This is a genomic window from Gammaproteobacteria bacterium, assembly GCA_015709695.1.
GTDB lineage: Bacteria > Pseudomonadota > Gammaproteobacteria > Steroidobacterales.
In genome coordinates this window covers 492,825-514,378 of sequence record CP054183.1, presented here as the reverse complement: position 1 = coordinate 514,378, position 21,554 = coordinate 492,825, and the positions used below count along the sequence as shown (strand labels likewise).

Genomic DNA, 21,554 nt, shown 5'->3' with positions numbered 1-21,554 from the left:
TCCGGATGACGGGCCCTCGTTCTTCTTGTTGTTCCCGGTGCGCAGGCTGGCACCAACGCCGGGATGTCCCTGCCGGCCACGCAACCGCTCTCTAGCCGGTGCGCACGGCCATTACATACTGCCACGTATCCGGCAAGCCGTAGTAGCCGTATTGTCAAAATTCGGAAATGGCTCTCAGCCCTTCATGTCAATTTATCCGACGGCTCCCGCCTTGCGGCGCTGTAGCAGGCGACGCAGCAGATCCAGGGTCGTGCGCTCGGCGTCATCGGGGAAACCGCACAGCGCCCACAGACCCAGCAGCAACAGCGGGTAGCTCACCGCGCCGACGGCCACCATGGTTACCAGACGCAGCGCGTCCGGGGTGTCCGCCGCCCATCCCGCCGAGGGCCCGCCTGCCGCGACGACCAGGCCATGCATGGCGATCGCCGCCAGCACCGGCCGCCAGATACGGCCGAGGAAGCGCAACGGGCCATACTCGAAAGCCGTGACCGAGTACAGCAGCGCCACGGCCACCGTCACCAGGTTGCCGACAAGTACCGCAGCGGCAGCGCCCACCGCTCCCATCATGACGGCGCCGGCAATGAGCAGCGGCACCAGCGTCAGCGCGCCGACCGCGTGGATCGCCGCATTGGCCCGGTAGTGGCCGAGGCTGAGGAATACCACGCCGATGTTGGAACCCAGCGCCGCCACCAGCGCCGCCCAGGCCAGCCATTGCAGCACGCCCACCGCCGCCAGCCACTGTGGGCCGAAGAGCACGGGCACCAGCACGCCGGCGCAGGCGGCCATGCCGGCGCCGAGCGGCGCGATGAACACCGCCACCTGCCCGGTCAGCAGGTCGAAGCGCCGGCCGACTTCAGCCTTCGTGCCCTGCTGGCTGAAGTCCGGCAGGGCGACGCGGTTGATGGGCGCGATCAGCTCCTGGCCCACCATGTTGGCGAGATCGCCGGCGAGGTTGTAGGCACCGACCGTGGCCGGCCCGGAGATGCGTCCCAGCACCACGTCGGAGCTGCGGTTGCGCGCGAACATCACCAGGTTGCCGAGCAGCAGCCATGTGGACTTGCCGACGAATTCCCCGCGATGCGCCAGCGAGAATCGCGGCCGGTATGGGCGCAGTGCATAGCTCAGCAACACGCCGAACAGGCGCGAGCTGACGATGCCGATGGCCAGCGCCCACTGGTTGCGCAGGGTGAATGCCGCGGCCACCGTGACCACCACGGCCACCGTGCGCTTGCCGGCCATGAAGATGAATTCGCGGTCGAAGCGCATCTCGCGGCGGAAATCGACGACGCGGACGTTCTGCCAGCCCTCGCAGAACATGCTGACAGCCAGCAGGTAGACGATGCCCTCCAGGCGCGGTTCATGGAAGAAGCCTGCCGCAGGGATGGCCGCCAGCGCCAGCAGCGTGGCACACAGCGTCGCCACCGCGAGCTGGATGGTCCAGGCCGTGTCGTAGTGGCCACGCTCCAGCTCGCGCTTCTGGATCAGCACCGTGTCCAGCCCGAGGGCCGCGAGCAGTTCCACGAAGGCGACCACGCTGGATGCCAGCGCGACGATGCCGAAGTGCTCGGGCCTGAGCAGCCGCGCCAGCACCAGGATGCTGATGGTGCCGGCGATGCGATCGAACACGCGGAAGCCCAGCATCCACGCGACCCCGCCGAGCAGCGCGCTGCCGGATCCCGCTTTGGCCGGCCCGCTCACGCGCGTGGTGCCGGCGCCAGCAGGCGGCGGGTGTAGCTGAGGTACTTCAGCCCCCCGGGCTGCGCCAGGCTCGCCAGGTGCTGGCGCCAGGCCTCGCCACGGGCGCCCTCCCCGAGCGCCGCCACCGACAGCGAATGCCGGGCGGCACCGAGCTTGCGCCGCAGGCCGCGGCGGACCGGAGCCGGCAGGGGCAGGCGCAGGATGGCATCCAGCGCGGGGACCATGCCGGCATGGTAGGCACGCGACTTCGACACCGTGCCAGGCAGGTCGTGACGGCGGTACGTGGCGGCATCGAGGAAGCGGAACGGCAGGCGCGAAGCCAGCCGGAAGCCGAGGTAGGTCCACTCCAGGTACGAGGGCATCTCCGCGAAATCCTCCTCGGTCACCGCGCTGCTGCGGTACAGGCCCGACGCCGAGGTGGCCACCCAGTTCTCCTGCAGCAGGCTGCCGAGCGGATCGGCCTCGATGGCGGCGGCCTGCAGGCTGCCCTGGGGCAGCTGCCCTTCCGGGGTCTGCAGCCAGCCGGCGGTGACGACGAAGGCGGCGCGCCGATCGGCGCGCAGCAGGTCGCGCCGGGTGGCCAGGCCGCCTTCGAGGTACTCATCGTCGTCGTCGAGGAAGGCGAAGAACTCGCTGCGCACCCGGCGCCGGCCCTCCAGCAGGGCCAGCGGCATGCTGCCGCGCTCGACGTAGATGCAATCGATGCCGGCGGCAGCGCGCAGCTGCTCCAGCAGCGCCGGCGAGAAACGCCGGCCGTTGACCACGACGATGATGCGGCTGGCCACCCCGCTGCGCGGTCCCGCGCTGTCGATGGCGCGCCAGATGGTCTGCCCGCGACGCTCGTCGGCGAGGGTGGGGATGATGACCGTGACCTCCGCGTCGCTCACGCCGGATCCACTCCCCTCAGGTCCGCCCACAGCTCCCGGTGGTGCCAGCGGCACCAGCGCAGCATGTGCCAGAGGCAACCCAGCCGCGCACGGGGACCCGGCGCCGAGCGCAACGCCGCCGCGGTGAACTGCCGGGCGTACTCGAGATGGGGCCAGAGGAAGCGCTGGCTGCGCCCGGGGTTGATCCAGCCATAGCGTGAACGCAGGCTCGGGAAGGCATGGATCGACTGCTGCCCGTGGATGCGCCGGCAGTACAGCGGCTCGGGGATCTGCCGCAGCTTGCCATGCAGGCCGATCTCCGCCAGCAGGATGCGGTCGAAGCCCGGATGGCGCTTCATGCGGGCCGAGCGCAGCAGCACCGCGCGCCGTGCCAGCCCGTAGAACGGCTCGATGGCACGGTAGATATCGGTGAGCCGGGCAAAGCGTTCCCGCACGTCATCACCGTCCAGCGGCGGCCCGGGCGCGATCGGCTCGCACGGCCGGCCCTCGTCGTCGATGCGGCCGTTGATGGCATAGACCAGCACCACGTCGGCGTGGCGGCGCAGCTCCGCCACGCAGCGCTCCACGTAGCCCGGCTGCCAGAGATCGTCGGCAGAGGCCCACATGAAGAACTCGCCGGTCGCCAGCTCGAATACCCGGTTGTGGTTGGCGACCCCGCCGATGTTCTCCGGCAGCCGCGAGTAACGCACCCGCAGATCGCGGGCGGCAAAGTCGCGACACAGCTCCGCGGAGCCATCCGTGGAGGCATTGTCGGAGATGATGATCTCGATGTCGCGGAAGCTCTGCGCGCACAGCGAGGACAGCGAGGCGGCAAGATACCGGCCGCCGTTGTAGACCGGCAGCCCGATGCTGACCAGGGGCGGCGCGCCGCCACCCTGGCTAGTCGCGGACATCCATCCGCTCGAGCCAGGCCTCCCGGAAGTACTGCGGGATGCGCTTCGGGCACAGCAGCGTTTCCGGGTGGTAACACGCCATGCAGTAGACGCCCTCCAGCATGATGCAGGGGTTCTTCAGATCCAGCATGCGCCCGGTCTTCTCGTCGATGATGCGCGTCACCCGCCGCTGCACGCGGTAGGTGCCGCCGCAGTAGGGCGCCATCTCCGGATTGAACGACAGACCGCGGTTGCGGTTGGCGACATTGAGCGTCGGCTGGATCTCGGCCAGCGGCCGCACCCGGGCGTACTCGCCTTCCCGGAGGTCGATGCGCACGTCGGGGGTGGCTGCCCCCTTGGGTATGGTGCCGTAGATATGCGGGCTCTCGCGCTGGTAGAAGTAATGGTGCAGCTTCGCGTAGAGCCCGTTCCAGAATCGCCAGCCAACCGGCATGTTGCGCGAGACATGCCAGGTCACCAGCAGCAACAGGCCGCGGCAGAGCTGGCCGAGCGTGACGTTGCGCGAGCGCAGGTCGGCGAGGAACACCCCGGGGTTGAAGGGCCGGAAGGTGCGCGTCGCCCGCAGGTGCTCGGTGGTCTGGCAGCGGTAGACGGTCTCCCCCGCCGCGTCCTTCGTGCCCACCGTCGCCTGCAGCCAGGCGGCATCGCGGCCTGTCGGCGGCCGCGGCAGCGGCCTGAGCTGCCAGTCGCGCGCGGGCGCCACGGGCTTCAGCCAGTGCAGCTTGAAGAAGATGAGGCAGTTGGCCTGGCAGCCGCCATGGGCGGCGCCGTCGCAGCGCAGGTCCTCGAGGAACACCGCGTCGTCCATGATGCGGCCCAGCTTGTAGTAGATGCTGTCGCAGCTCTTGTGGGCGCTGGCGAACACATGGTAACGACGGCCGCAGCAGGCCAGCATCTCAGGCATGAACGGCATGCCGTCCAGGCAGCCGTTCTCGTCCAGGGTGGCGAGGATTTCCTCGGCCGGGCGCACCTCCACCAGGTCACCGGCCTTGCAGCGCACGGGAATCATGGGCGGTTCGCTCCATCGAGTGCCTTCTGCGCGGCGTTCTCGCCGCTGACGAAGGACTGGTCGGTCCAGATATAGGCCCAGTCGCCGTAGCGACCGCAATAGGCCACGCCGATGTCATCCAGGTAGCCATGCACGGTACGCACGGCCTGTGCGCACTCCAGGTCGAAGATGACGTTGGCGTAGGGGATGTGCATGGCGTGGCGGAACAGGATGCGGTCGCTCTCGCGCAGCACGCCGCAGCGGATCAGGTCGCGGATCACCGGCTCGATGCAGTCCTCGGGACTGCGGTCCAGCGGCCGGTACTTGCGCGAGTAGTAGCACTCGGCCTGCAGGCTGCCGCAGCCCGGCGGCACGTTGTGCGGCGACTGCAGGTGCGGCGTGGACAGGCGCGTGAAGAAGATGTCGCGGTCGTAGAAGTAGGTCCAGTGGGCGTCGATCAGCTCCGGGCGGTCCACCCCGAGGCAGACGATGACGACCTCGCTGCAGGCGAGCCGCTCCGCCGCCGCCAGCACGTCCGGCGGCGCGCCGTCGATCATCGGCAGCAGTTCCGGCAGCGGGATCGACGAGACCAGAGCATCGTAGCCGGCGCTCGCGCCATTGGCGAAGCGCAGCTGCCGCCGCTGCGGATCCAGGCCGGTCACCCGGTGGCCGAGCTTCAGCTCGGCCATGTCCACGAAGGGGCCGAGGTACGCCTTGAAGCCGCCGTGACTCGGGTAGCGGAAGTGGCTGATGTAGTGCACGTCCGCGGTGGCCGGTTCGAGCGCGCCGCGCAGCACCTCGTCGAGCGAGGCACGGTACAGGCGCGGCCCGATCCAGTCGGTATTCATGTTGGCCGCCGTGGTGGTGTGGTACTTGACCGTGTACTCCATCGGGAAGGTCTCGGCGAAGGTGTCGCCGTAACTGCGCCGCAGCCAGTCCTCGTAGTTCGCCACCGGCGCATCGGTCTGCGACTGCTGGGCCTTGATGAAATCGACCAGCACCCGCGTGACGAGCTCGGCCGGCAGGCCGTGGAGGTTGCACTGCGCCGGATGCTTGATCCAGTGGCCGCGCCAGTAGTTGTTGACGTAGGTGGACAGCGTCTCGAAGTGTCCGCCGACGTTCGCCGCGAACAGGTCCTGCAGGCGCTTCTCCTGGGTGAAGGAGACATGCGGCCCCTCGTCGAAGACCCAGCCGCCCGGGAACTCGAAGGACGCCGTGTGGCCGCCGTAGTGGTCGTGCATGTCGTACATGACGGGCCGCAGGCCGAGCTGGTTCAGCCGGTAGGCGGCGCCGCAACCGGCCATGCCGGAGCCCAGGATGACGATGTTCTTCACTTCAGCTCCCCGGCGGCGAGCCTGGCCCGCCACCATTCCACCGTCGTGCGCAGGCCCTCGTCCAGGCCGATGGCGGACTGCCAGCCGAACGCCTGCAGGGCCATTGCCGGATCACCGACCACCAGCGGCGCATCGTTGGCGCGGGCCGGGTAGGCGCCGATGCGCAGCAGGTCCGCACGCCCGGTGATCTCGCCGAGGCGCTCGACGATGTGGCGGATGGTGACGGCGCGGCCGCTGGCGATGTTGAACGCGCCCTGCGCCGCGCTGTCGAGCAGTGCCACCGTGCCGTCGGCCACGTCCTGCACGTGCATGTAGTCGCGGACCTGCATGCCGTGCGAGGACTTCGCCTCCTCGCCCCGCAGCAGCGAGAGGATCACCGAGGGCACCAGCCGCTTCGGGTTCTCGTTGGGGCCGTAGAGGAAGAACATCCGTGCCCAGGCGCCAGACAGCCCGGCCGTCGTGCAGTAGCCGAGCAGGGTCTGCGCCAGTCCGTGCTTGGCCGCACCGTAAAGCGTATCCGGCCGGCAGGGGGTCAGCTCCTCGCTGCAATAACCGTAGCGCCAGTCGTACTCGTAGCAGGAACCGCCCATGACGACGCGCTCGCCTCCCAGCTCGTGGAACTGCGCCAGCAGGTCGATGCTGGCCGCCGTCCAGGCGAGGTTGTCCTTGTGGCTGATCATCGCGCCCGGCTCCACGTACCAGGCGAGATGCAGCAGGTGGCTGGGCCGCTCGCTGTCGAGCAGGCGGCGGCGTGCGTCGCGGTCGAGCAGATCGGCGCGCACCCAGCGCAGGCCCTCCACCGCGGCCGGCGGCGGCCGCCGGCAGATGGCCACCACCTCGTAGCCGCGCCGACGCAAGGGTGCGATGCAATGGCTGCCGATGAAGCCGCTGGCGCCTGTCAGCAGTACGCGCTTCATGGCGTGAACAGCGGCCAGGAGCGGTCCGCGGCGGAGATGACGGCCGGCGGCGCCGGCCAGGCGATGCCGAAGGCCGGGTCGTCATAGCGCACGCCGCGCGCGGCCTGGGGCGCATACGGCCGCGAGGCCATGTAGATGAGTTCGGTGTCGTCGGCGAGCGTCAGGTAGCCGTGGGCGCAGCCCTCCGGGGCATAGAGGATGCGGCCGTTTCCGGCGTCGAGTTCCACCGCGGCCCAGCGACGGAAGGTCGGCGATTCCGGGCGCAGGTCCACGACCACGTCCCAGGCGGCACCGCGCACGCAGCGGGCGATCTTCACCTCGGCATGGGGTGCCTCCTGGTAGTGCAGGCCCCGCAAGGTGCCCCGGCGCGGGCTGACACCGGTGTTGATCTGTGCCACGCGCGGCTCCAGGCCGCGCCCGCCGAGTTCCTCGGCGCACCACAGGCGCGCGAAATAACCGCGCTCGTCGCTGCGCCGCTCGGGTTCGATGATGAACGCCCCGTCGACCTCTGTTTCCAGAAACTTCAAGCCCCGTCCTTCCTGGCAGGCCGGCCGGCGGCCGGCGATGGGCATCCGCAAAGCCGTGAAGTGTAGGAAAAATCCGCTGCCAAGTCCGGACCTGGTTCCATTTTTGTCACGGCTGCCCCGCCCCTACAGGCGGATGAACAGCCGCCGGCGCGCCAGCAGCCAGGCCAGCAGCCAGAGCGTGGCGAGCACCAGCAGCGCCTCGGCGAGCGGCCACCAGTCCGCCGGCACCACGCCTGCCAGCAGCCGGCGCCAGGGTCCGGCCAGACGCCAGCGGTCATGCACCGCCATCATGTAGAGCAGCACCGCGTTGCTGCCGAGGATGGTGAACGGCAGGGCCCAGCGGACGTGGCCGGCGACATCGCAGGCCCGGTACAGCACCGCCAGCACCAGCAGCAACAGCCCGGTGCTGAGCAGCGCCCAGGATGGCGTCCACAGGCTCTTGATGACCGGGATGCCGAGCGCCCCCAGCACCAGGCCGCCCGCCACCAGTCCTGCCGCCACGACGGCCATGCGCCAGGCGAGTGCAGCACGATCGGTGCTGAGCGCCATCGCCCGGCCGGCAATCATGCCGGCCAGCATGGTGGCGATCAGCGGCACGAACTGCAGGGTGTGGTAGCCGTGCGGCTCGTCCTGATACGGCAGCGCGCGCGGCAGTTCGTTGAGGAAGGCGCGGTCCACGGCGGCGGCGAAATTGGCGCCGTTGATCCAGGGGCTGGCCGGCGGCGGGACCACCGTCGCCGCGTAGATGAAGAACGCGCCGCCGTAGGCCGCGAGAATGCCGACTGCCACGGCTGCCTGCGCCAGGCTGCCGCGCTCCACCATGAGGAATGCGGGCAAGTAGGCCAGGCCCAGCAGGATCAGGATCTGCCCCAGGTCGTATGCCCCGGAACCCTCCAGGTTGGTGAGCATCCAGCCGAGCGCGACGCCGAGCACCAGTGCCGCCCAGGCGGCGTCGAGCGCCAGTCGCGCAGCGACCGTGCGCAGCCCGAGCCGGCGGCCCAGCCATGCCGAACACGGCAGACCGATGCCGAGGATGACCAGGTAGGGCATGGCATTCTCGAAGTAATCCGGCACGCTGCGCGTCGCCAGCAGGCCGAGGACCACCAGCGCCAGGCTGCGGATCGCGGCATGCAGCCGCAGCTGCGCAGTGGTGTCCCCGCGCGCGCGCCGCGCCATCACCGACAGCGGCATCGATGCGCCCACCAGCAGCACGAAGCCGGGCATGACGAAATCCCAGACGTGCGCACCGGCCCAGGCGGCATGGGTGAACTGCCGGCCCAGCGCCTGCCAGACCGCGCCCTGCGGATGCAGCTCCGCCATGCGATACAACGAGAAGCCGCCGGAAAGGTCGGGAAGCAGCAGCATCATCACCAGCCCGCGCAGGGCGTCGATCGCGACGATGCGCGAACCTGCGGAGCGGGACGACACGACGCGGGCCTGGTGCAGGGGCGCCCCGGGTGTCTAGCGTCGCCCGGTGCCCGGCCGGAAAATGTCCACGGTCAACGTGAAGCTGCGCTCCTCCAGGGGGTGCAGGGCACCGACACCGACTACCTGCCGCGCGAGTTCCTCGCCGCGCTCGTTGCGGATGGTCAGCACCATGGAATATTCCCAGGACTCGCCCTCCGCCGGATGGCGGATGGTGCCCGAGACGCGCAGCGGTGACAGCTCGGCCACCGCCGCGGGCTGCTCGGCGGCACGCTCGAAGCGCAGGTAGCCCTGGCAGGCGGGGCAGATGCTCGCACTCTCGAGGATCGTGGTCTTGCAATGCGGGCACACGCGCGTGCGCCCGGTGCTGCTGCGGGCAGCCGTGGTCCGCCCGAGGAACAGTGGCCGCGGAGGGTTCGCCATGGCCGCGGGCCGCTCAGCCGCCGGCCGCCACCGATTTCATGCCCTTCTCGTCCCAGCCGAACTCGGCGTTGCCGCGCATCTTCGAACCGGCGGCCACGGTGAGCGTGCCCGCCTTGACATCGCCGGCCAGCACGCCGGACTCCAGCAGCTCGACGCGGGCGGCGCCGTTGATGTTGCCGTGCAGTTCGCCGGCGATCACCACGGTCCTGGCATAGACCTGGCCGGTGAGGTGCGCACCGGGCTCGATGGTGAGGTTGCCGTCGACGTGCACGTCGCCCTTGAAGCGACCGGCGAGACGCACGTGGCCGGCGCCCTCGATCTTGCCCTCGATGGCGAGATCGGCGGCGATGACGGTTTCCTTGGCGGCGGCGCGCTCGGGTCGGCGTGCGGCCTCGGCCGGCATCGGCAGCGGGGCCACCTTTTCCGGCTCCCGGGCCGTGGCTGCGCTCGCGGGCGGGACCGGATTCCCGGCGGGGGGCGTTTGTTCTTTCCACAGGGCCATGTTCATGTCCTCAATCTTGTTTTGGCCAGAAGCGCCTAATTACACGCAAGTTGTGGCCCAGGTCAAACCGGATCCATTCAGCTCGGGAAAAGCCCAGCCGGGCCAAGGCGAAGCGCCCGCCCGGCATGGCGGCGGGGAACGCGATCGCGCAGTTCAGGGGCTCTCCGCAGGCCAGGTCGCCTGGAATGCCCGATGCACCCCGAGGGTTTCGTCACCGCCCTCGCCCGCCAGCTGCGCCGGCCGGAACCCGGAGGCAATGGAGCTGACGCTGACGCAGCGCCCGTCCACCGTGAAGCGCACCCGCCATTCCCTGACCGCGAGCAGCAGGCCGGTGTCGAGGCGGCGGATGCGCCGGTAGGGATGCGGCTGGGGCCCGAGCGCGAGGGTCGCCGCCACGCGCTCGCGCAGCGCCAGCCCGGTGCGGGCCTCGATCCAGGCCGCCTGCTCGGCGGCGACGGGCGTGAACGTCACGTCCCAGGCGGGCAGCGGGTCGGCGACGGCATCGAGCCAGCCGCTGCGCGCCGCGGGATGGGCATCCGTGTAGGGCACGTAAGGCTTCAGGTCGAGGACGGGCGTGCCATCGAGCATGTCCGTGCCGCGGATGAACAGCGTCAGTCCCTCGATGCGCTCCAGCCGCACGGCGGAGAGGCCGATGGGATTCGGCCGGTGCGGCGCCCGGGTGGCGAACACGCCCTTGCGGCCAGTCGTGCTTCGCGGGGGCAGCACCTTCGGTCGCCAGCCGCGATTGAGGTGAAACCAGAACAGCACCCAGATGTACTCCCAGCCGGCGAGGTCCTCCAGCGCATGCTGGAAATCACGCCCGGGATACAGGTGGATCTCGGCAGTGCGATCCGCAGCCACGCCCGGCTGCCGGGCGGCCTCGTCACGGCTCGACGCCGCGGTCCGCACGATGCCGATGGGATCGACGAGCAGCTGTGCGGGTGTCGACGGGCCAGTGGCCATGGGTGGATCGTGGCAGCGGCGCTCAGCTGCGACAGCTGGCCACCCACAGCTGCCACTTCACGCCCAGCCGCGAGCCCTGCTGCTCGAATCCCAGATGCTCCTCGATGCCGTCGGCGACGGCGTCAGCGTCCAGGCCACGCACGTCGAACAGCAGGCGGCAGAAATCCCCTGCCTGCCGGCGGTCATCGAACCACCAGCAGTAGCGCTCGGTGGCACTGTGCGTCACCTCGAAGCCCGCTGCCGCCAGCACTTCCAGGGTGGCTGCGCCGAGGTAGTCCCCCGCATGGCCGGTGCTGTTGTGGCGACCGACGAAGCCGTCGAGGAAAAGCGCCACCGGCGAGCCTACCGCGACATCGGCCAGCACGAAGCGCCCCCCGGGCCTCAGCACACGCCGGACCTCGCGAAACAGCGGCAGCTTGTCGGCCAGGTGGTGAACACCGGCGATGCTGATGGCAGCATCGACCGACGCATTGCGCCAGGGCAGCGGCAACAGCGCGCTGTCGGCCGCGCCTTCCCCGAGAAAACTCGCACAGGGCTCGTGGCCCAGCCACGTGCAACAGTCCGGCAGGTAGCGACGCAGATAGCCGCCACCAGCCGGGACATCCGCCACGCATTCGCCGGGTCCCGGCGCGAGCAGGGCCAGCGGTCGCAGGAACTCCTCGCGCCGGGCCTCCGGCCAATTGCGCATGGCCTGCTCGTAGCGCGCACCGCGGGTGCGGAAGATGCCTTCGTAGTTCATCGGAGCCTTCATGTCATCGACGGTGTGGCGTGCGGGGCGCGTGGGCACATGATCTCATCGAGCAAGGCATCGGCTTCCGGACCGGACCAGTCGACGGCTTCGGCAGCAGGCAGGACGTGGCTGGCACAGGCCGCCAGCAGCCTGGACATCGGTCCGGACAGCGCGACGCCGGCGGCAGTCAGCGCCAGGTCACAGCGGTCGAGCGGGAACCCGTGCCGGTCGATCTCCTCGGCACTGGTGCCGATCACCAGCGCCTCGCAGCCCGGGTCGAGCAACAGGGCGCGAACCCTTGCGGGCAATGCGGCCTCGCCACGGTGACGGATCGCCGTGCCGAGGAAGCCCTGGGTGCCGTCCACCCGGCCGACCCGCAGGCCGCGCCGGCCCAGCGCCGCTGCCACGGATTCGAGCGCCGCGGCATCGGCACCAATCAGTACCACCGCCGGAATGCGTCCCGCGCAGCCACCGGGTGGAAAGCGCATGTCGAGGATGGTATCGGCGCGCGTGTCGGAGGAGAACCCGGGCGTGGAGTTCACTTCCAGCACCGCGCACTCGACCTCGCGCCAGGAGCGGCCGATGTCGGGCGTCATGAAGTCGATGCCGATGGCGTCCAGGTGAAAAGCGCGGGCGATGGCCTCCGCCATGTCGCGGATGTCCGGGTGCACGGCCGCCGTGCAGTCGGCGAGCGTGCCGCCGCGTGAAATGCTGGCAATGCGCCGCAGCCTGATGCTGGCCCCGGCCGGGGGCCTGGATTCCGCTGTCCACCCCTGCGCCGACAACATGGCGTGCATTTCCGCATCCGGCACCAGCGGCACCGAGGCGATATCGGCCGCGGGCAGCGTCGCGCGACGCTGGTTCTCCATCGCCAGCAATTCGGCCACGGTGTGCTGGCCATCACCCGCCAGCTGCGGCGGAGACCGGCGCACGGCCCAGGCCAGGCGACCGCCGATGACCACCAGCCGATGGTCCTCGCCGGGAACATGACGTTCCACCAGCACCTCGCCACGACCGGCCTGCAGGGCTGCGGCATATGCCGTGTCCAGCGCGGCCTCGTCGCTCACGCCCGCCGTCACGCCCCGCCCCTGGCCACCCGCCACCGGCTTCAGCACCACGGGAAAGCCCATCTCGCGCGCGAGGCGGCGGGCCGCACCGAGGCTGTCGGCGATGCGATGTTGCACGCCGGGGAAGCCGAGCGCCTGGACCAGCTGGTTGCTGTGCACCTTGTTCCGGCCGAGCCCGGATCCCGTCAGGCTGTCGAGATGGCTCGCCGCCTCGAAAAACTGCACCCCGGCGCTGCCCTGCCCAAACAGCCAGACACGCGAACCCGGTGCCACCACCGTCACCGGGATACCGCGCCGGCGTGCGGCGCGGTGCAGCGCGCGGGCCAGCGGGTCCGGCTGGCGCAAGGCCATCTGCGCGGCCGTCCGCTGCAGCTGCGCGGTGAGCCCCGCGGCATCCACCTGCCGGCCGGCCAGCTGGCCGAAGAGACCGGAAGCGACATCGAGCGCTGTCTGCAGTGCCAGCGAGGCGGCCGCCGGATCGGCATAGCCGATCAGCACGCGCGTCATGCCGTCGGAACCGCGTTGCACCAGTGCCTCGAAGCCATTGGCACCGAAGCAATCCTGCAGCGCGTTGGCGACGGCCGCGACGACGGCCGCGAAGGATCCGTCCTGCAATGGCAAGGTCATCCTCGCCATCAACGCGGGCGTCAGGTACCTGGTGAGTGCCGTGGCCAGCTGCCCGGCGGAGAGTCCCGGATCCGCGGGCGGCCGGAACTGCGCCATCACCGCCGGGAACGGCGCGTGCACGCTCGGTCCGGCGAAGACCTGGATGAGCGCGGGCTCCCTCGCCGGCATGACCGCGTCCACCTGGCGCTGCTCAGGCCTTGCTGCCGGACGACGCTGGATCCGGCGGCAGGATGCGGATCTCCCGCTGCGGGAAGGGAATGGAGATGCCGGCGGCATTCAGCGCGTCGTAGATGCCCATGGCCAGCGCGCTGGTCGTCACCAGCAGCCGGTCGGCGTCCGGGGTCCAGGCCAGCACCTGGAAATTGAGTGCGCTGTCGCCGAAACCCGTGAGTGCCACCACCGGTGCCGGCTCCGTGGCGACATCGGGCGTGCGGGCGCAGACCTCGAGCAGCAGGGCCTGCACCTGGCGCGGCTCGCTGCCGTAAGCGACGCCGATGGCGATCTGGATGCGGCGCATGCGGTCCGACAGCGTCCAGTTGGTCACCTCGCCGGAGATGAAGGTGCTGTTCGGCACGATCACGTCCGCGCCATCCGCGGTGCGCACCGTGGTGGCGCGCAGGCCGATGTCGCTGACGCGCCCGGTGCTCTGCCCCACGGCGATCAGGTCCCCGGCCTGGAACGGCCGCTCGAAGGCCAGCACGATGCCGGAGACGAAGTTGTTGACGATGTTCTGCAGGCCGAAGCCGATGCCGACGCCGAGCGCGCTGACCACCAGCGTCAGCTGGCTGAGCTGGAAGCCGGCGGCCGCCAGCGCCATCAGCATGCCGAGCGTCAGCAGCAGGTAATAGATGAGGCGCGAGGCGGCGGCGCGCGCGCCGCTGGCGAGCGGCAGCCGCGTGAGCACATCCTCGTCGAGGACGAAACGGGTGAAGCGCGCGACGAGCACCGCGAGCGTGATGCCGATGACGAAGGCCAGCAGGTCCAGCACCGAGAGGCTGATGCCGCCCACCTCCAGCTTCGTGCCGGCGAATTCCCGCAGCGCCTCCCACAGCGGCGCCGAAAACGGGAACACGCGCAGCACCACCGGCAGCGCCAGGAACAGCAGCACCAGGTTCACGAGCTGATGGCCGCGGCGGCTGACCTCCTCGGGGTAATCGCGCACGGCGCGCAGCCGGCGCGCGGCCGGGCGCTCCAGCAACTGGTCCCAGATCTCGGCGAGCACCTGCGAGAGCACCGCCAGCACCACCGGCAGCAGCGCGAACAGCAGCACGCCTTCCAGCAGCTGCCGCCCCAGGCGGACATGGCCGATGAGGATGGCCACCAGCCCGGCCGCCACCAGCAGCTGGCCGGCGGCCAGCGCCAGGCGCGAGACGCCCAGCAGCCGCGGCGGCCTGGCCGTGGCCGCCAGCGCCGCGTACGCCGTGGCGAGACGCCGGAGCAGCAGCCAGCTGAGGATGCCGATCAGCAGGAAGCCGATCGAGCCGGCAGCGTGACCTCCCAGCAGCAGCGTCAGCCAGGTACCCGCCACGCTCAGCAGCAGCAGGCCGCGCAAGGGCAGCCGCACGCCGGGCGGCACCATCAGCGGCAGCAGCGGCCAGGCGGCACCGACCACCAGCACGATGCGCAGCATGCCCACGCCCGCCGGCAGGCGCAGGCTCACCAGGTCCGCGGCGATCACCGCCCAGACCAGCACGGCAGCGGCCAGCGGGTGGCGCACGAACAGCTGGTCCGCGGGCAGGGCACCGGCATGCAGGGCCACCCTGCGCAGGGCCAGGATGCCCGCGATCACCAGCCCGAGCAGCAGCAGCATCAGGAGGCTGCGTTCCGGGTAGGTCCACAGCATGTCGGCTGCGCTGCCCCAGGTCTCGATCAGGCTCTGCCGGAGGTCGATCCTCGCCAGGCTCCGGGCCGACAGCGACTTCCACAGTGGCGGCTGGTCGGGGGCCAGCGTCGCCGCGGCGTCGGCGCGGTAGGCCGCCTCGATGTCGGCGCGGGCCGCGGCGATGCGCTGCTGCATGCCGCTGGCGCGGTCGGCCTGGATCACCACGGCATCGAGCGCGCGCAGCGTTTCCACCCGCAGCTGCTCGAGCTGGCGGTCCAGTGCCAGCATCCTTGCACGCAGCGCCTCGGGCACGTCACCGGCCTGCGACCCGCTGCGCACCTGCTGGATGAACTCGCTGCCGCTGCGGATGCTCTCGCGTCCGCGCTCGAGCGCAGCGGCACGCGCATCGAGCGGCGCCCGCGCTGCCACCACACCGGCAGACAGGCGTGCCAGCGCCTCGGCCAGGCTGTCCTGGCCGATGGGCGACAGCAGGGCCAGCTCGGCCGGCGATGTCTCCGCCAGCCGGCTGGCGAGCTGCAGATCCATGCCATCCAGCGTGCGTTGCACGCCGGCCAGGTCCCAGGGGGCCGCGAGCGCGGCGTCGGCCGCGGCGGCACTGGCGGCGATGCGGTCGAGTTCCCGCGCCAGGTCGACCATCGACAGCGGGGCTGCTGCTGCCGGGGCGGGCGCCGGCGAAGCCGGGGCCGGCGTGGCGGACAAAGCAGGTAGGGCCGCCACCGCCATCCAGAGCAGCAGCAGGCCGGTTGCCATGGGTCGCATGGCGGCGATTGTAGCGGAGAGGCGGCCGCGACAGGCCGCGCTTCAGTAGAGCAGGAACTCGCGGCGTTCTTCGGCCCAGGCGGCTTCATCGCGTCCGGCCAGGGCATCGAGGTCGTCGGGTGTCGCCGCGGGGTCATCGACCCACTGGCGCAGCAGCTCGCTGCCATTGATGACGTCGATGGCGAGCCTGCCCTGCTCGTACTCGTAGGCAAAATCGCGCCACAGCGGATAGTCCGGCCGCAGGCCGCGCAGCGCCTTGAAAGCCAGCGCCTGCAGGCGCCACGGGCGGAAGGCGCCGTGGTCATAGGCGCGGCCGTCGACATGGATCTGCACGCCGGCGCAGAGCTGGCCGCTGTGCTTGTGGAAGGTTGGCTCGAACCAGCAGGCGCGAAGCCGGCATCCCGCCAGCCAGCCGGGCGCCAGCTGCTGCATCCGGCGCAGCAGCGCGGGCGCATCGAGGTCGGGCGCGCCGAACAGCTCCAGCGGATGGGTGGTGCCGCGCCCCTCCGACAGCGTCGTGCCCTCCACCATCACGGTGCCGGCGTAGCAGCGCGCCATGGCGAGGCCCGCTGCGTTCGGGCTCGGGTTCACCCAGCTGCGCTGGCCGACGGGCCAGCCATGGCCCGGCGCCGCATCCGGCCGCCAGCCGGCGAGCGGCACCACGCGGTAGTCGACATCGAGGCGCAGGTGGCGGATGAACCAGTGGCCGAGTTCGCCGAGCGTGAGGCCATGGCGCATCGGCAGCGGGCCCGCGCCGACGAAGCTCTCCCAGCCCGGGCGCAACGCCAGGCCTTCGACCGGCCGGCCCACCGGGTTGGGCCGGTCCAGCACCCACACCGACTTGCCGCAGCGCGCGGCCTCCTCGAGCACGTAGCGCAGCGTGGTGATGTAGGTGTAGATGCGGCAGCCGAGGTCCTGCAGGTCCACCAGCATGACGTCGAAGGTATCGAGCATCGCCGCCGTCGGCCGGCGCACCTCGCCGTAGAGGCTGAATACCGGGATACCATGCACCGGATCGACATGGTCCGGCGACTCGATCATGTTGTCCTGCTTGTCTCCACGCAGCCCGTGCTGCGGCCCGAAGGCGCTGGCGAGCCGCAGGCCGCGCATCCGCGCCAGCAGGTCGAGGCTGTGGCCGAGGTCGGGCAGCACCGAGGCCGGGTGGGCGAGCAACGCCACCCTCCTGCCCGCGAGGTCCCGGCGCAACGCCTTGTCGCTGCGCAGGCGGTCGATGCCGAATTTCATGGAAGCGCTCGTCCTGCCCGTCAATCCGCCGGCCGTGCCGGACCCAGCTCCAGCACCCGTGCCGCCGCATGGTGGAAATCGGGCGCGCCCGGCGGATGCCGGAGCGCCCAGTGGCTCATTGTGCCTGATCGCGTTTCGATGACCGCGCACAGCGCGATGCACAGCCTGCCGTCGGTCTCTGCCAGCGGCGGCAGCGATGCCGCGAGCCCCAGCCCCTGCGGCCGGCGCGTGCAGCGCACGTCAGGCGGCGGCGCCAGCGGCTGTGGCGCCATGCCGATCCGGCAGGCCGCGAAACGGTACAGCGCCCACTCGCCCGAGGGTGCGATATTCAGTTCGAGGTAGGCCTCCTCGTCCGGCCTGCCGATGAAGGCCTCGAAGCAGCTGTGCTTCCACAGCCCGTCGACCCGCCGGCTGCTCGCAGGTGCCGGCAACCGCAGCGCATCGAGGTCGGCTGCCAGCTCCCAGTGGAAGACCAGGCCACCATCGCTGCCGCGGCTGGCGCTGGCATCGAGCCGCGTGACGGGCCCGGCGTCGGCATCGGGATGCGGCAGCAACTGCATGCCGCCGTGCCGCGGCGGCGCGCTAGCAGCCGGCAGGCCTGCGCCGACGCCAGTAGCCGGTGGCACCCAGCGCCAGGCCGAACAACCAGGCGACGCCCGGGAGGGGTACCGCCGCCAGGTTCAGCACGCCGGAGTAGCTGCCGCCGCTGGCACCGGTGGCGTCACCGCGCACTTCCAGCACGTAGGTGCCGGCAGCCAGCAGCAGCGGATCCATGACCGAGTAGGTGACGTTGGCGGAGGTCAGCGTGGGGCTCCAGTCGGCCAGGCAACCGCCGGGACAGTCGCCGCCCGGATTCTTGTTGCCGCCGAAATCCATCGGCAGGGCATACAGGCGCAGCTGCAGGTTGGCGACCGCGAGCGAACCGAGGCTGACGCTGGAAGAGACCGCGTTGGCGATGGCATCCATGCCGATGGTGAAGACGTAGTCGTCATAGAAGCCGTATGACGCTGCCGCGGGGAAATCCGGATTGGTCGGGGCGAGGAAGGCATTGCCGAAGAAATCCGAGCCGGGGACCGCTTCGCTGGTGTACGCACCGCCGCCGGTGATGACGTTGCTGCTGCCGTTGAAGGTCGTGGAATAGCTGAGCGGCAGCGCCTGGGCGGCCATCGGCATGAAGACAACCGCGCTGGCGACCCGTACCGCTAAGCTCGCGCGCGTTCTTTTCATGGCTGTCCTGCCTGGATCGGGTTTGTTGTTGTCACGCGGCGACAGTACTGCCGCCAGAACGCAGTCTAGCGCAACGGCCGGAAATGCCAAGCGAGGCTGAAATCCGGCAGGTGATGACGCCTGCCTGCGCCGTCCTCAATGGCCGCCCGGCGGCCCCTTCACCTGGGTCTCGACGAATCCCTTGAGCGCCGCCATCCGCGCCAGCCAGGCCTGCAGCGCAGGCGTGCTGGAGTAATCCAGCTTGCGGCCCATCTTGGTCATGAGATAGGCGGCGATGGCGAAATCCGCGACACCCAGGCTGCCGAGCAGGTACTCGCGCCCGCGGAGCTGGTCATCGAGGATTTTCAGCAGCGGTTCCAGCTTGCTGGTGTCCTTCTCCTCGGCGGCCTTCAGCGCGCCCATGGCGGGCATCAGGTGGCAGCTCTGCCAGTGCAGCCAGCGGTCGACATCGGCGCGGCCGCGCGCATCGGCGGGCAGTGCATGGGTCTGCGGGAACAGCGTGGCGAGGTAGGTGAGGATGGCGTTGGACTCCCAGAGCCTGAAATCGCCGTCGACCAGCGCCGGCACCTTGCCCATGGGATTGATCGCCAGGTACGCGGGCTGGTGCGTCTCCTCGTCCTTGAAGCTGACGTGGTGGACCTCCACCGGCAGGTCGAAGTGACGCACGAAGGCCTCGACCTTGCGGTTGTTGGGCGTGACGGTGAAGGTGTACAGGCGCATGGCGTGCTCCGGTTGGCCGGGCCGGCGGCGCGGCTTTTTCCTATTATTGCCAGATGGGTCGCTGGAAACCACCGCAGCCGAGGTCCTCGCCGCACATTACCCCTGCAGGCTACGCGGCGCTGGAGGCCGAGCTCGCGGCGCTGTGGCAGCGGCGCGCCGGGGTCGTGACGGCGCTGGCCGCAGCGGCCGCCGAAGGCGACCGCTCGGAGAACGCCGAGTACCTCTACCGCAAGCGCGAGCTGGCGGGCATCGACCGGCGCATCCGCTACCTGCAGAAGCGCCTGCCCGAACTGCAGGTGGTGCGCCAGGCCCCGCCCGGGGGCCGCGTGTTCTTCGGAGCCCGCGTGCGCCTGTGGCGCGGCGATGACACCGAGGTCGAGTACCGGATCGTCGGCGCCGACGAGACCGACGCCGCCACCGGCGGCATCAGCATCGACTCGCCGCTGGCGCGGGCGCTGCTGAAGAAGGCCGTCGACGACGAGGTCGAGGTGCACGTTCCGGGGGGCATCGAGCGCTACGTGGTGCTGGCGGTACGCTACGACTGAAGCCGCGGTGGCGCCGCACACTGCCGCAAGGGCGCGACTAGGCGGCCTGGCGCACCGCCAGCTCGACGCCGCCCAGGGCCGCGAGCAGTTCCTCGAGCAGCTGCGTCAGCTCGCCGCTCATCAGCGCGAAGTCGATGTCGAACTGCTCGCGCGGATCTTCGCCCTGCGCGTGATCGTCCTTGTAGACATCGAGGAAGCGCAGCCGGCACAGCTGCAGGTTCTGGTTGAGGACGAAGGCGATGCGCTCCTGCCAGACCAGGCCGAGGCGGACCGGCTGCTTGCCGGCGGCGAGGTGCTGGCGGATCTCCGGCGCATCCAGCGCATGGCGCGCATAGCGGATGCTGGCGCCACCGGCCTCGACGGCACGCAGCTCGAGGTCCTGGTCGAGGGCGAAGCGCCCGGGCGGTCCGCCCTGGCCGAGCCAGGCCGCCATGGCGGCCCGCGGCGCCTGCCGCGATTCCAGCGGCTGCACCGGCAGGCCGCCGAGGCTGTCGCGCAGCACCTCCACCAGCTCGTCGGCGCGGCCCGGTGCCGCGGCATTCACCACGAGCCAGCCCTGGCGCGGCGCCAGCCAGGCGTGGGTGACGCGCCGTCGCGTCAGCGCCCTCGCCCGCAACTCGTCGGCCACGCGCGCCTTGAGTTCGCGCATCTGCCGCCGGCCGACCGGATGCCCCTGGGTCGCGGCGAGCTGCGCGGCGCGGCTGCGCGCCTCCTGGTTGATCACCGCCGCGGGCAGCAGCTTCTGCTCCTGGCCGAGCGCCAGCAGGCAGTGCCCGCCGAGGGCGTGGACCAGCGCGCCATCGGCCTCGTCACAGGGCACCCAGCCGCGGGTCTGCATGTCGAAGCTGCCGCAGGGCCGCAGCGGCCGGCCGCAGAGCGCCTGCTCGAGATCGGCGGCGCTGCCGGACCAGGGCTGCTGGAGGCGATAGAGGGTGAGGTTGCGGAACAGCACGGCGATACCTGCGCGAAAAGCGCGCGAGTATACCGGAGCGCGTTGCCGCACTGGCCGGGCTAGCGCTGGCCGTGCAGCACGCCGGCGCGCTGCAGCTGGCCGGCGATGCCGGCGGTGATGGCATCGATGACCTCGCCCTGCGAACCCTTGTCGTAGGCGGTGGCATCGACCACGTAGACCAGCGAAGCGTCCCGCACGGCGTAGAGGTTGCTCGACACCACGGCAGTGCGCTGCACGGTGAACGCCGCCTGCTCGTTGGTGAAACTGACGTAGGTCACGGGCAGGCCGAAGGCACCGTAGTAGGGGTCGTAGCCGTAGCCGATGGGCTTGTAGTACGCCTCGCTGCGCGTCTCGCTGCTGCCGCCCTCCTTGACGCCCACCTTGCCGTCCACCAGCCGGGTGGAGAGCACGGCATCCGCGCCCAGCGCCTGCACCGCGCGCACCACGGCCTCGCGGGTCAGCGGCTCGTCGGAGCGCATCTGCGAGCAGCTGGTCATGGCCCGGGTGCCGGCGCTGACCAGCGAGTCCATCATCATCCGCTCGAAGCGGCAGCGCGTGGTGTAGGCGGGCGAGACGCCGACGACCAGCACCGCGCCAAAGGACTGGTCGCGGGCCGCGTCCCCCGCCCAGGCGCCCTCCACCCGCGTGGGCCGGCTGCATCCCGCCAGTACGCCGGCGGCGAACAGCAGCCAGGCAAGCTGGCGCAGGCTGACGGGGGTCGGGGCACGGCGGGCGGTTGCGGTATTCATCATGCGGGTGGACCGTGGCGCAGGAGCGGGCATGATACGTCCTTGCCCCCGTCCCGGACCACGAGGATCACCCCGCATGCGAGTTCCGTTCATCCCCTCCTGCCTGCTGCTGCTGGGCGCGGTGGCGCCGCTGGCGCCCGCCACCGCGACGGCCCTGCGCATCACCGCGACCAACGTCCAGGACGATGCGGGCTCCATCGTCGTCCTGGTCTACGACAGCGCCGACCACTGGCTCAGCGAGCGCTGGCGCACCCGCAAGCGGGTCCCTGTCGCCGGCCAGCGTGTCGATGACACGGTGACGCTGGAACTCGACCTGCCGCCCGGCCAGTATGCGTTCAGCGTCTTCCAGGACCGCGACGACGACGGCCGGCTGGCGCGCAACTTCCTCGGCATGCCGAAGGAGCCCGCGGGCCTGTCGAACAACCTGCGCCCGCGCCTCGGCCCGCCCCGCTTCAGGGATGCGCTGTTCACCCTGGGCGAGCAGCCACTGGAACAGCGCATCCGCCTCGAGTGAGCGGCGCCCGCTGCTATCA

Annotated in this window: 22 protein-coding genes; 2 read left to right on the top strand and 20 right to left on the bottom strand. The window is 70.7% G+C overall.

What is annotated here, in order from left to right; all coding sequences use genetic code 11:
- Window positions 1-192: 192 nt before the first annotated feature.
- The 18 genes from HRU81_02440 to HRU81_02355 all read right to left on the bottom strand — a co-directional run bounded on the left by HRU81_02440 (window position 193) and on the right by HRU81_02355 (window position 18,775).
- Window positions 193-1,698: an oligosaccharide flippase family protein gene (locus HRU81_02440; GenBank protein ID QOJ31059.1), complete on the bottom strand. Its 1,506-nt coding sequence runs from the start codon at window positions 1,696-1,698 to the stop codon at window positions 193-195.
- Window positions 1,695-2,585, bottom strand: a complete 891-nt coding sequence (locus HRU81_02435; protein ID QOJ31058.1) for a hypothetical protein — start codon at window positions 2,583-2,585, stop codon at window positions 1,695-1,697. The genes HRU81_02440 and HRU81_02435 overlap by 4 nt, the downstream gene beginning before the upstream one ends.
- Window positions 2,582-3,478: a glycosyltransferase family 2 protein gene (locus tag HRU81_02430; GenBank protein QOJ31057.1), complete on the bottom strand. Its 897-nt coding sequence runs from the start codon at window positions 3,476-3,478 to the stop codon at window positions 2,582-2,584. Before HRU81_02430 ends, HRU81_02435 begins: the two co-directional genes overlap by 4 nt.
- A complete protein-coding gene (locus tag HRU81_02425; protein QOJ31056.1) occupies window positions 3,465-4,487 on the bottom strand; it encodes a hypothetical protein in 1,023 nt (340 codons plus the stop codon). The genes HRU81_02430 and HRU81_02425 overlap by 14 nt, the downstream gene beginning before the upstream one ends.
- Window positions 4,484-5,770, bottom strand: a complete 1,287-nt coding sequence (locus HRU81_02420) for an NAD(P)-binding protein (GenBank protein ID QOJ33248.1) — start codon at window positions 5,768-5,770, stop codon at window positions 4,484-4,486. The genes HRU81_02425 and HRU81_02420 overlap by 4 nt, the downstream gene beginning before the upstream one ends.
- A 26-nt stretch (window positions 5,771-5,796) precedes the next feature.
- Window positions 5,797-6,717: an NAD(P)-dependent oxidoreductase gene (locus HRU81_02415; protein ID QOJ31055.1), complete on the bottom strand. Its 921-nt coding sequence runs from the start codon at window positions 6,715-6,717 to the stop codon at window positions 5,797-5,799.
- Window positions 6,714-7,244 (bottom strand): dTDP-4-dehydrorhamnose 3,5-epimerase family protein, encoded by a 531-nt coding sequence (locus HRU81_02410; GenBank protein QOJ31054.1) that lies wholly within the window; start codon window positions 7,242-7,244, stop codon window positions 6,714-6,716. The genes HRU81_02415 and HRU81_02410 overlap by 4 nt, the downstream gene beginning before the upstream one ends.
- Before the next feature lie 123 nt (window positions 7,245-7,367).
- Window positions 7,368-8,672, bottom strand: coding sequence for a hypothetical protein (locus HRU81_02405; GenBank protein QOJ31053.1), 1,305 nt, complete (start codon window positions 8,670-8,672; stop codon window positions 7,368-7,370).
- A gap of 33 nt (window positions 8,673-8,705) precedes the next feature.
- A complete protein-coding gene (locus tag HRU81_02400) occupies window positions 8,706-9,092 on the bottom strand; it encodes a hypothetical protein (protein QOJ31052.1) in 387 nt (128 codons plus the stop codon).
- A 13-nt stretch (window positions 9,093-9,105) separates the two neighbouring features.
- Window positions 9,106-9,594, bottom strand: coding sequence for a polymer-forming cytoskeletal protein (locus HRU81_02395; protein QOJ33247.1), 489 nt, complete (start codon window positions 9,592-9,594; stop codon window positions 9,106-9,108).
- 153 nt (window positions 9,595-9,747) lie between these two features.
- Complete coding sequence (tsaA, locus tag HRU81_02390; protein ID QOJ31051.1) at window positions 9,748-10,557, bottom strand: tRNA (N6-threonylcarbamoyladenosine(37)-N6)-methyltransferase TrmO; 810 nt, start codon at window positions 10,555-10,557, stop codon at window positions 9,748-9,750.
- Between the two features lie 22 nt (window positions 10,558-10,579).
- Window positions 10,580-11,308, bottom strand: coding sequence for a methyltransferase domain-containing protein (locus HRU81_02385; protein ID QOJ33246.1), 729 nt, complete (start codon window positions 11,306-11,308; stop codon window positions 10,580-10,582).
- On the bottom strand, window positions 11,305-13,161 hold the full coding sequence (locus tag HRU81_02380) for a hypothetical protein (GenBank protein ID QOJ31050.1): 1,857 nt from the start codon (window positions 13,159-13,161) through the stop codon (window positions 11,305-11,307). Before HRU81_02380 ends, HRU81_02385 begins: the two co-directional genes overlap by 4 nt.
- A 10-nt stretch (window positions 13,162-13,171) precedes the next feature.
- Window positions 13,172-15,583, bottom strand: a complete 2,412-nt coding sequence (locus tag HRU81_02375) for a mechanosensitive ion channel (GenBank protein QOJ31049.1) — start codon at window positions 15,581-15,583, stop codon at window positions 13,172-13,174.
- A 42-nt stretch (window positions 15,584-15,625) separates the two neighbouring features.
- Window positions 15,626-16,828: a DUF1343 domain-containing protein gene (locus HRU81_02370; GenBank protein QOJ31048.1), complete on the bottom strand. Its 1,203-nt coding sequence runs from the start codon at window positions 16,826-16,828 to the stop codon at window positions 15,626-15,628.
- A 20-nt stretch (window positions 16,829-16,848) separates the two neighbouring features.
- The gene (locus HRU81_02365) at window positions 16,849-17,388 is read right to left on the bottom strand and encodes a DOMON-like domain-containing protein (GenBank protein QOJ31047.1); all 540 of its coding nucleotides are present in this window, start codon (window positions 17,386-17,388) and stop codon (window positions 16,849-16,851) included.
- 22 nt (window positions 17,389-17,410) lie between these two features.
- Complete coding sequence (locus HRU81_02360) at window positions 17,411-18,055, bottom strand: hypothetical protein (protein QOJ31046.1); 645 nt, start codon at window positions 18,053-18,055, stop codon at window positions 17,411-17,413.
- 135 nt (window positions 18,056-18,190) lie between these two features.
- The gene (locus tag HRU81_02355; protein ID QOJ31045.1) at window positions 18,191-18,775 is read right to left on the bottom strand and encodes a glutathione S-transferase family protein; all 585 of its coding nucleotides are present in this window, start codon (window positions 18,773-18,775) and stop codon (window positions 18,191-18,193) included.
- 53 nt (window positions 18,776-18,828) lie between these two features.
- Here HRU81_02355 and greB point away from each other — a divergent pair, with 53 nt between their 5' ends.
- Complete coding sequence (gene greB / locus HRU81_02350; protein ID QOJ31044.1) at window positions 18,829-19,320, top strand: transcription elongation factor GreB; 492 nt, start codon at window positions 18,829-18,831, stop codon at window positions 19,318-19,320.
- 37 nt (window positions 19,321-19,357) lie between these two features.
- Here the strand turns inward: greB and HRU81_02345 are convergent, their stop codons facing one another.
- Both HRU81_02345 and HRU81_02340 read right to left on the bottom strand, forming a co-directional pair.
- Window positions 19,358-20,272, bottom strand: a complete 915-nt coding sequence (locus tag HRU81_02345) for a recombination-associated protein RdgC (GenBank protein QOJ31043.1) — start codon at window positions 20,270-20,272, stop codon at window positions 19,358-19,360.
- Window positions 20,273-20,331: 59 nt separating this feature from the next.
- The gene (locus HRU81_02340) at window positions 20,332-21,024 is read right to left on the bottom strand and encodes a hypothetical protein (GenBank protein QOJ31042.1); all 693 of its coding nucleotides are present in this window, start codon (window positions 21,022-21,024) and stop codon (window positions 20,332-20,334) included.
- 73 nt (window positions 21,025-21,097) lie between these two features.
- On the opposite strand from HRU81_02340, the gene HRU81_02335 reads away from it, so the two are divergent.
- A complete protein-coding gene (locus HRU81_02335) occupies window positions 21,098-21,535 on the top strand; it encodes a DUF2141 domain-containing protein (protein ID QOJ31041.1) in 438 nt (145 codons plus the stop codon).
- Window positions 21,536-21,554: the final 19 nt, after the last annotated feature.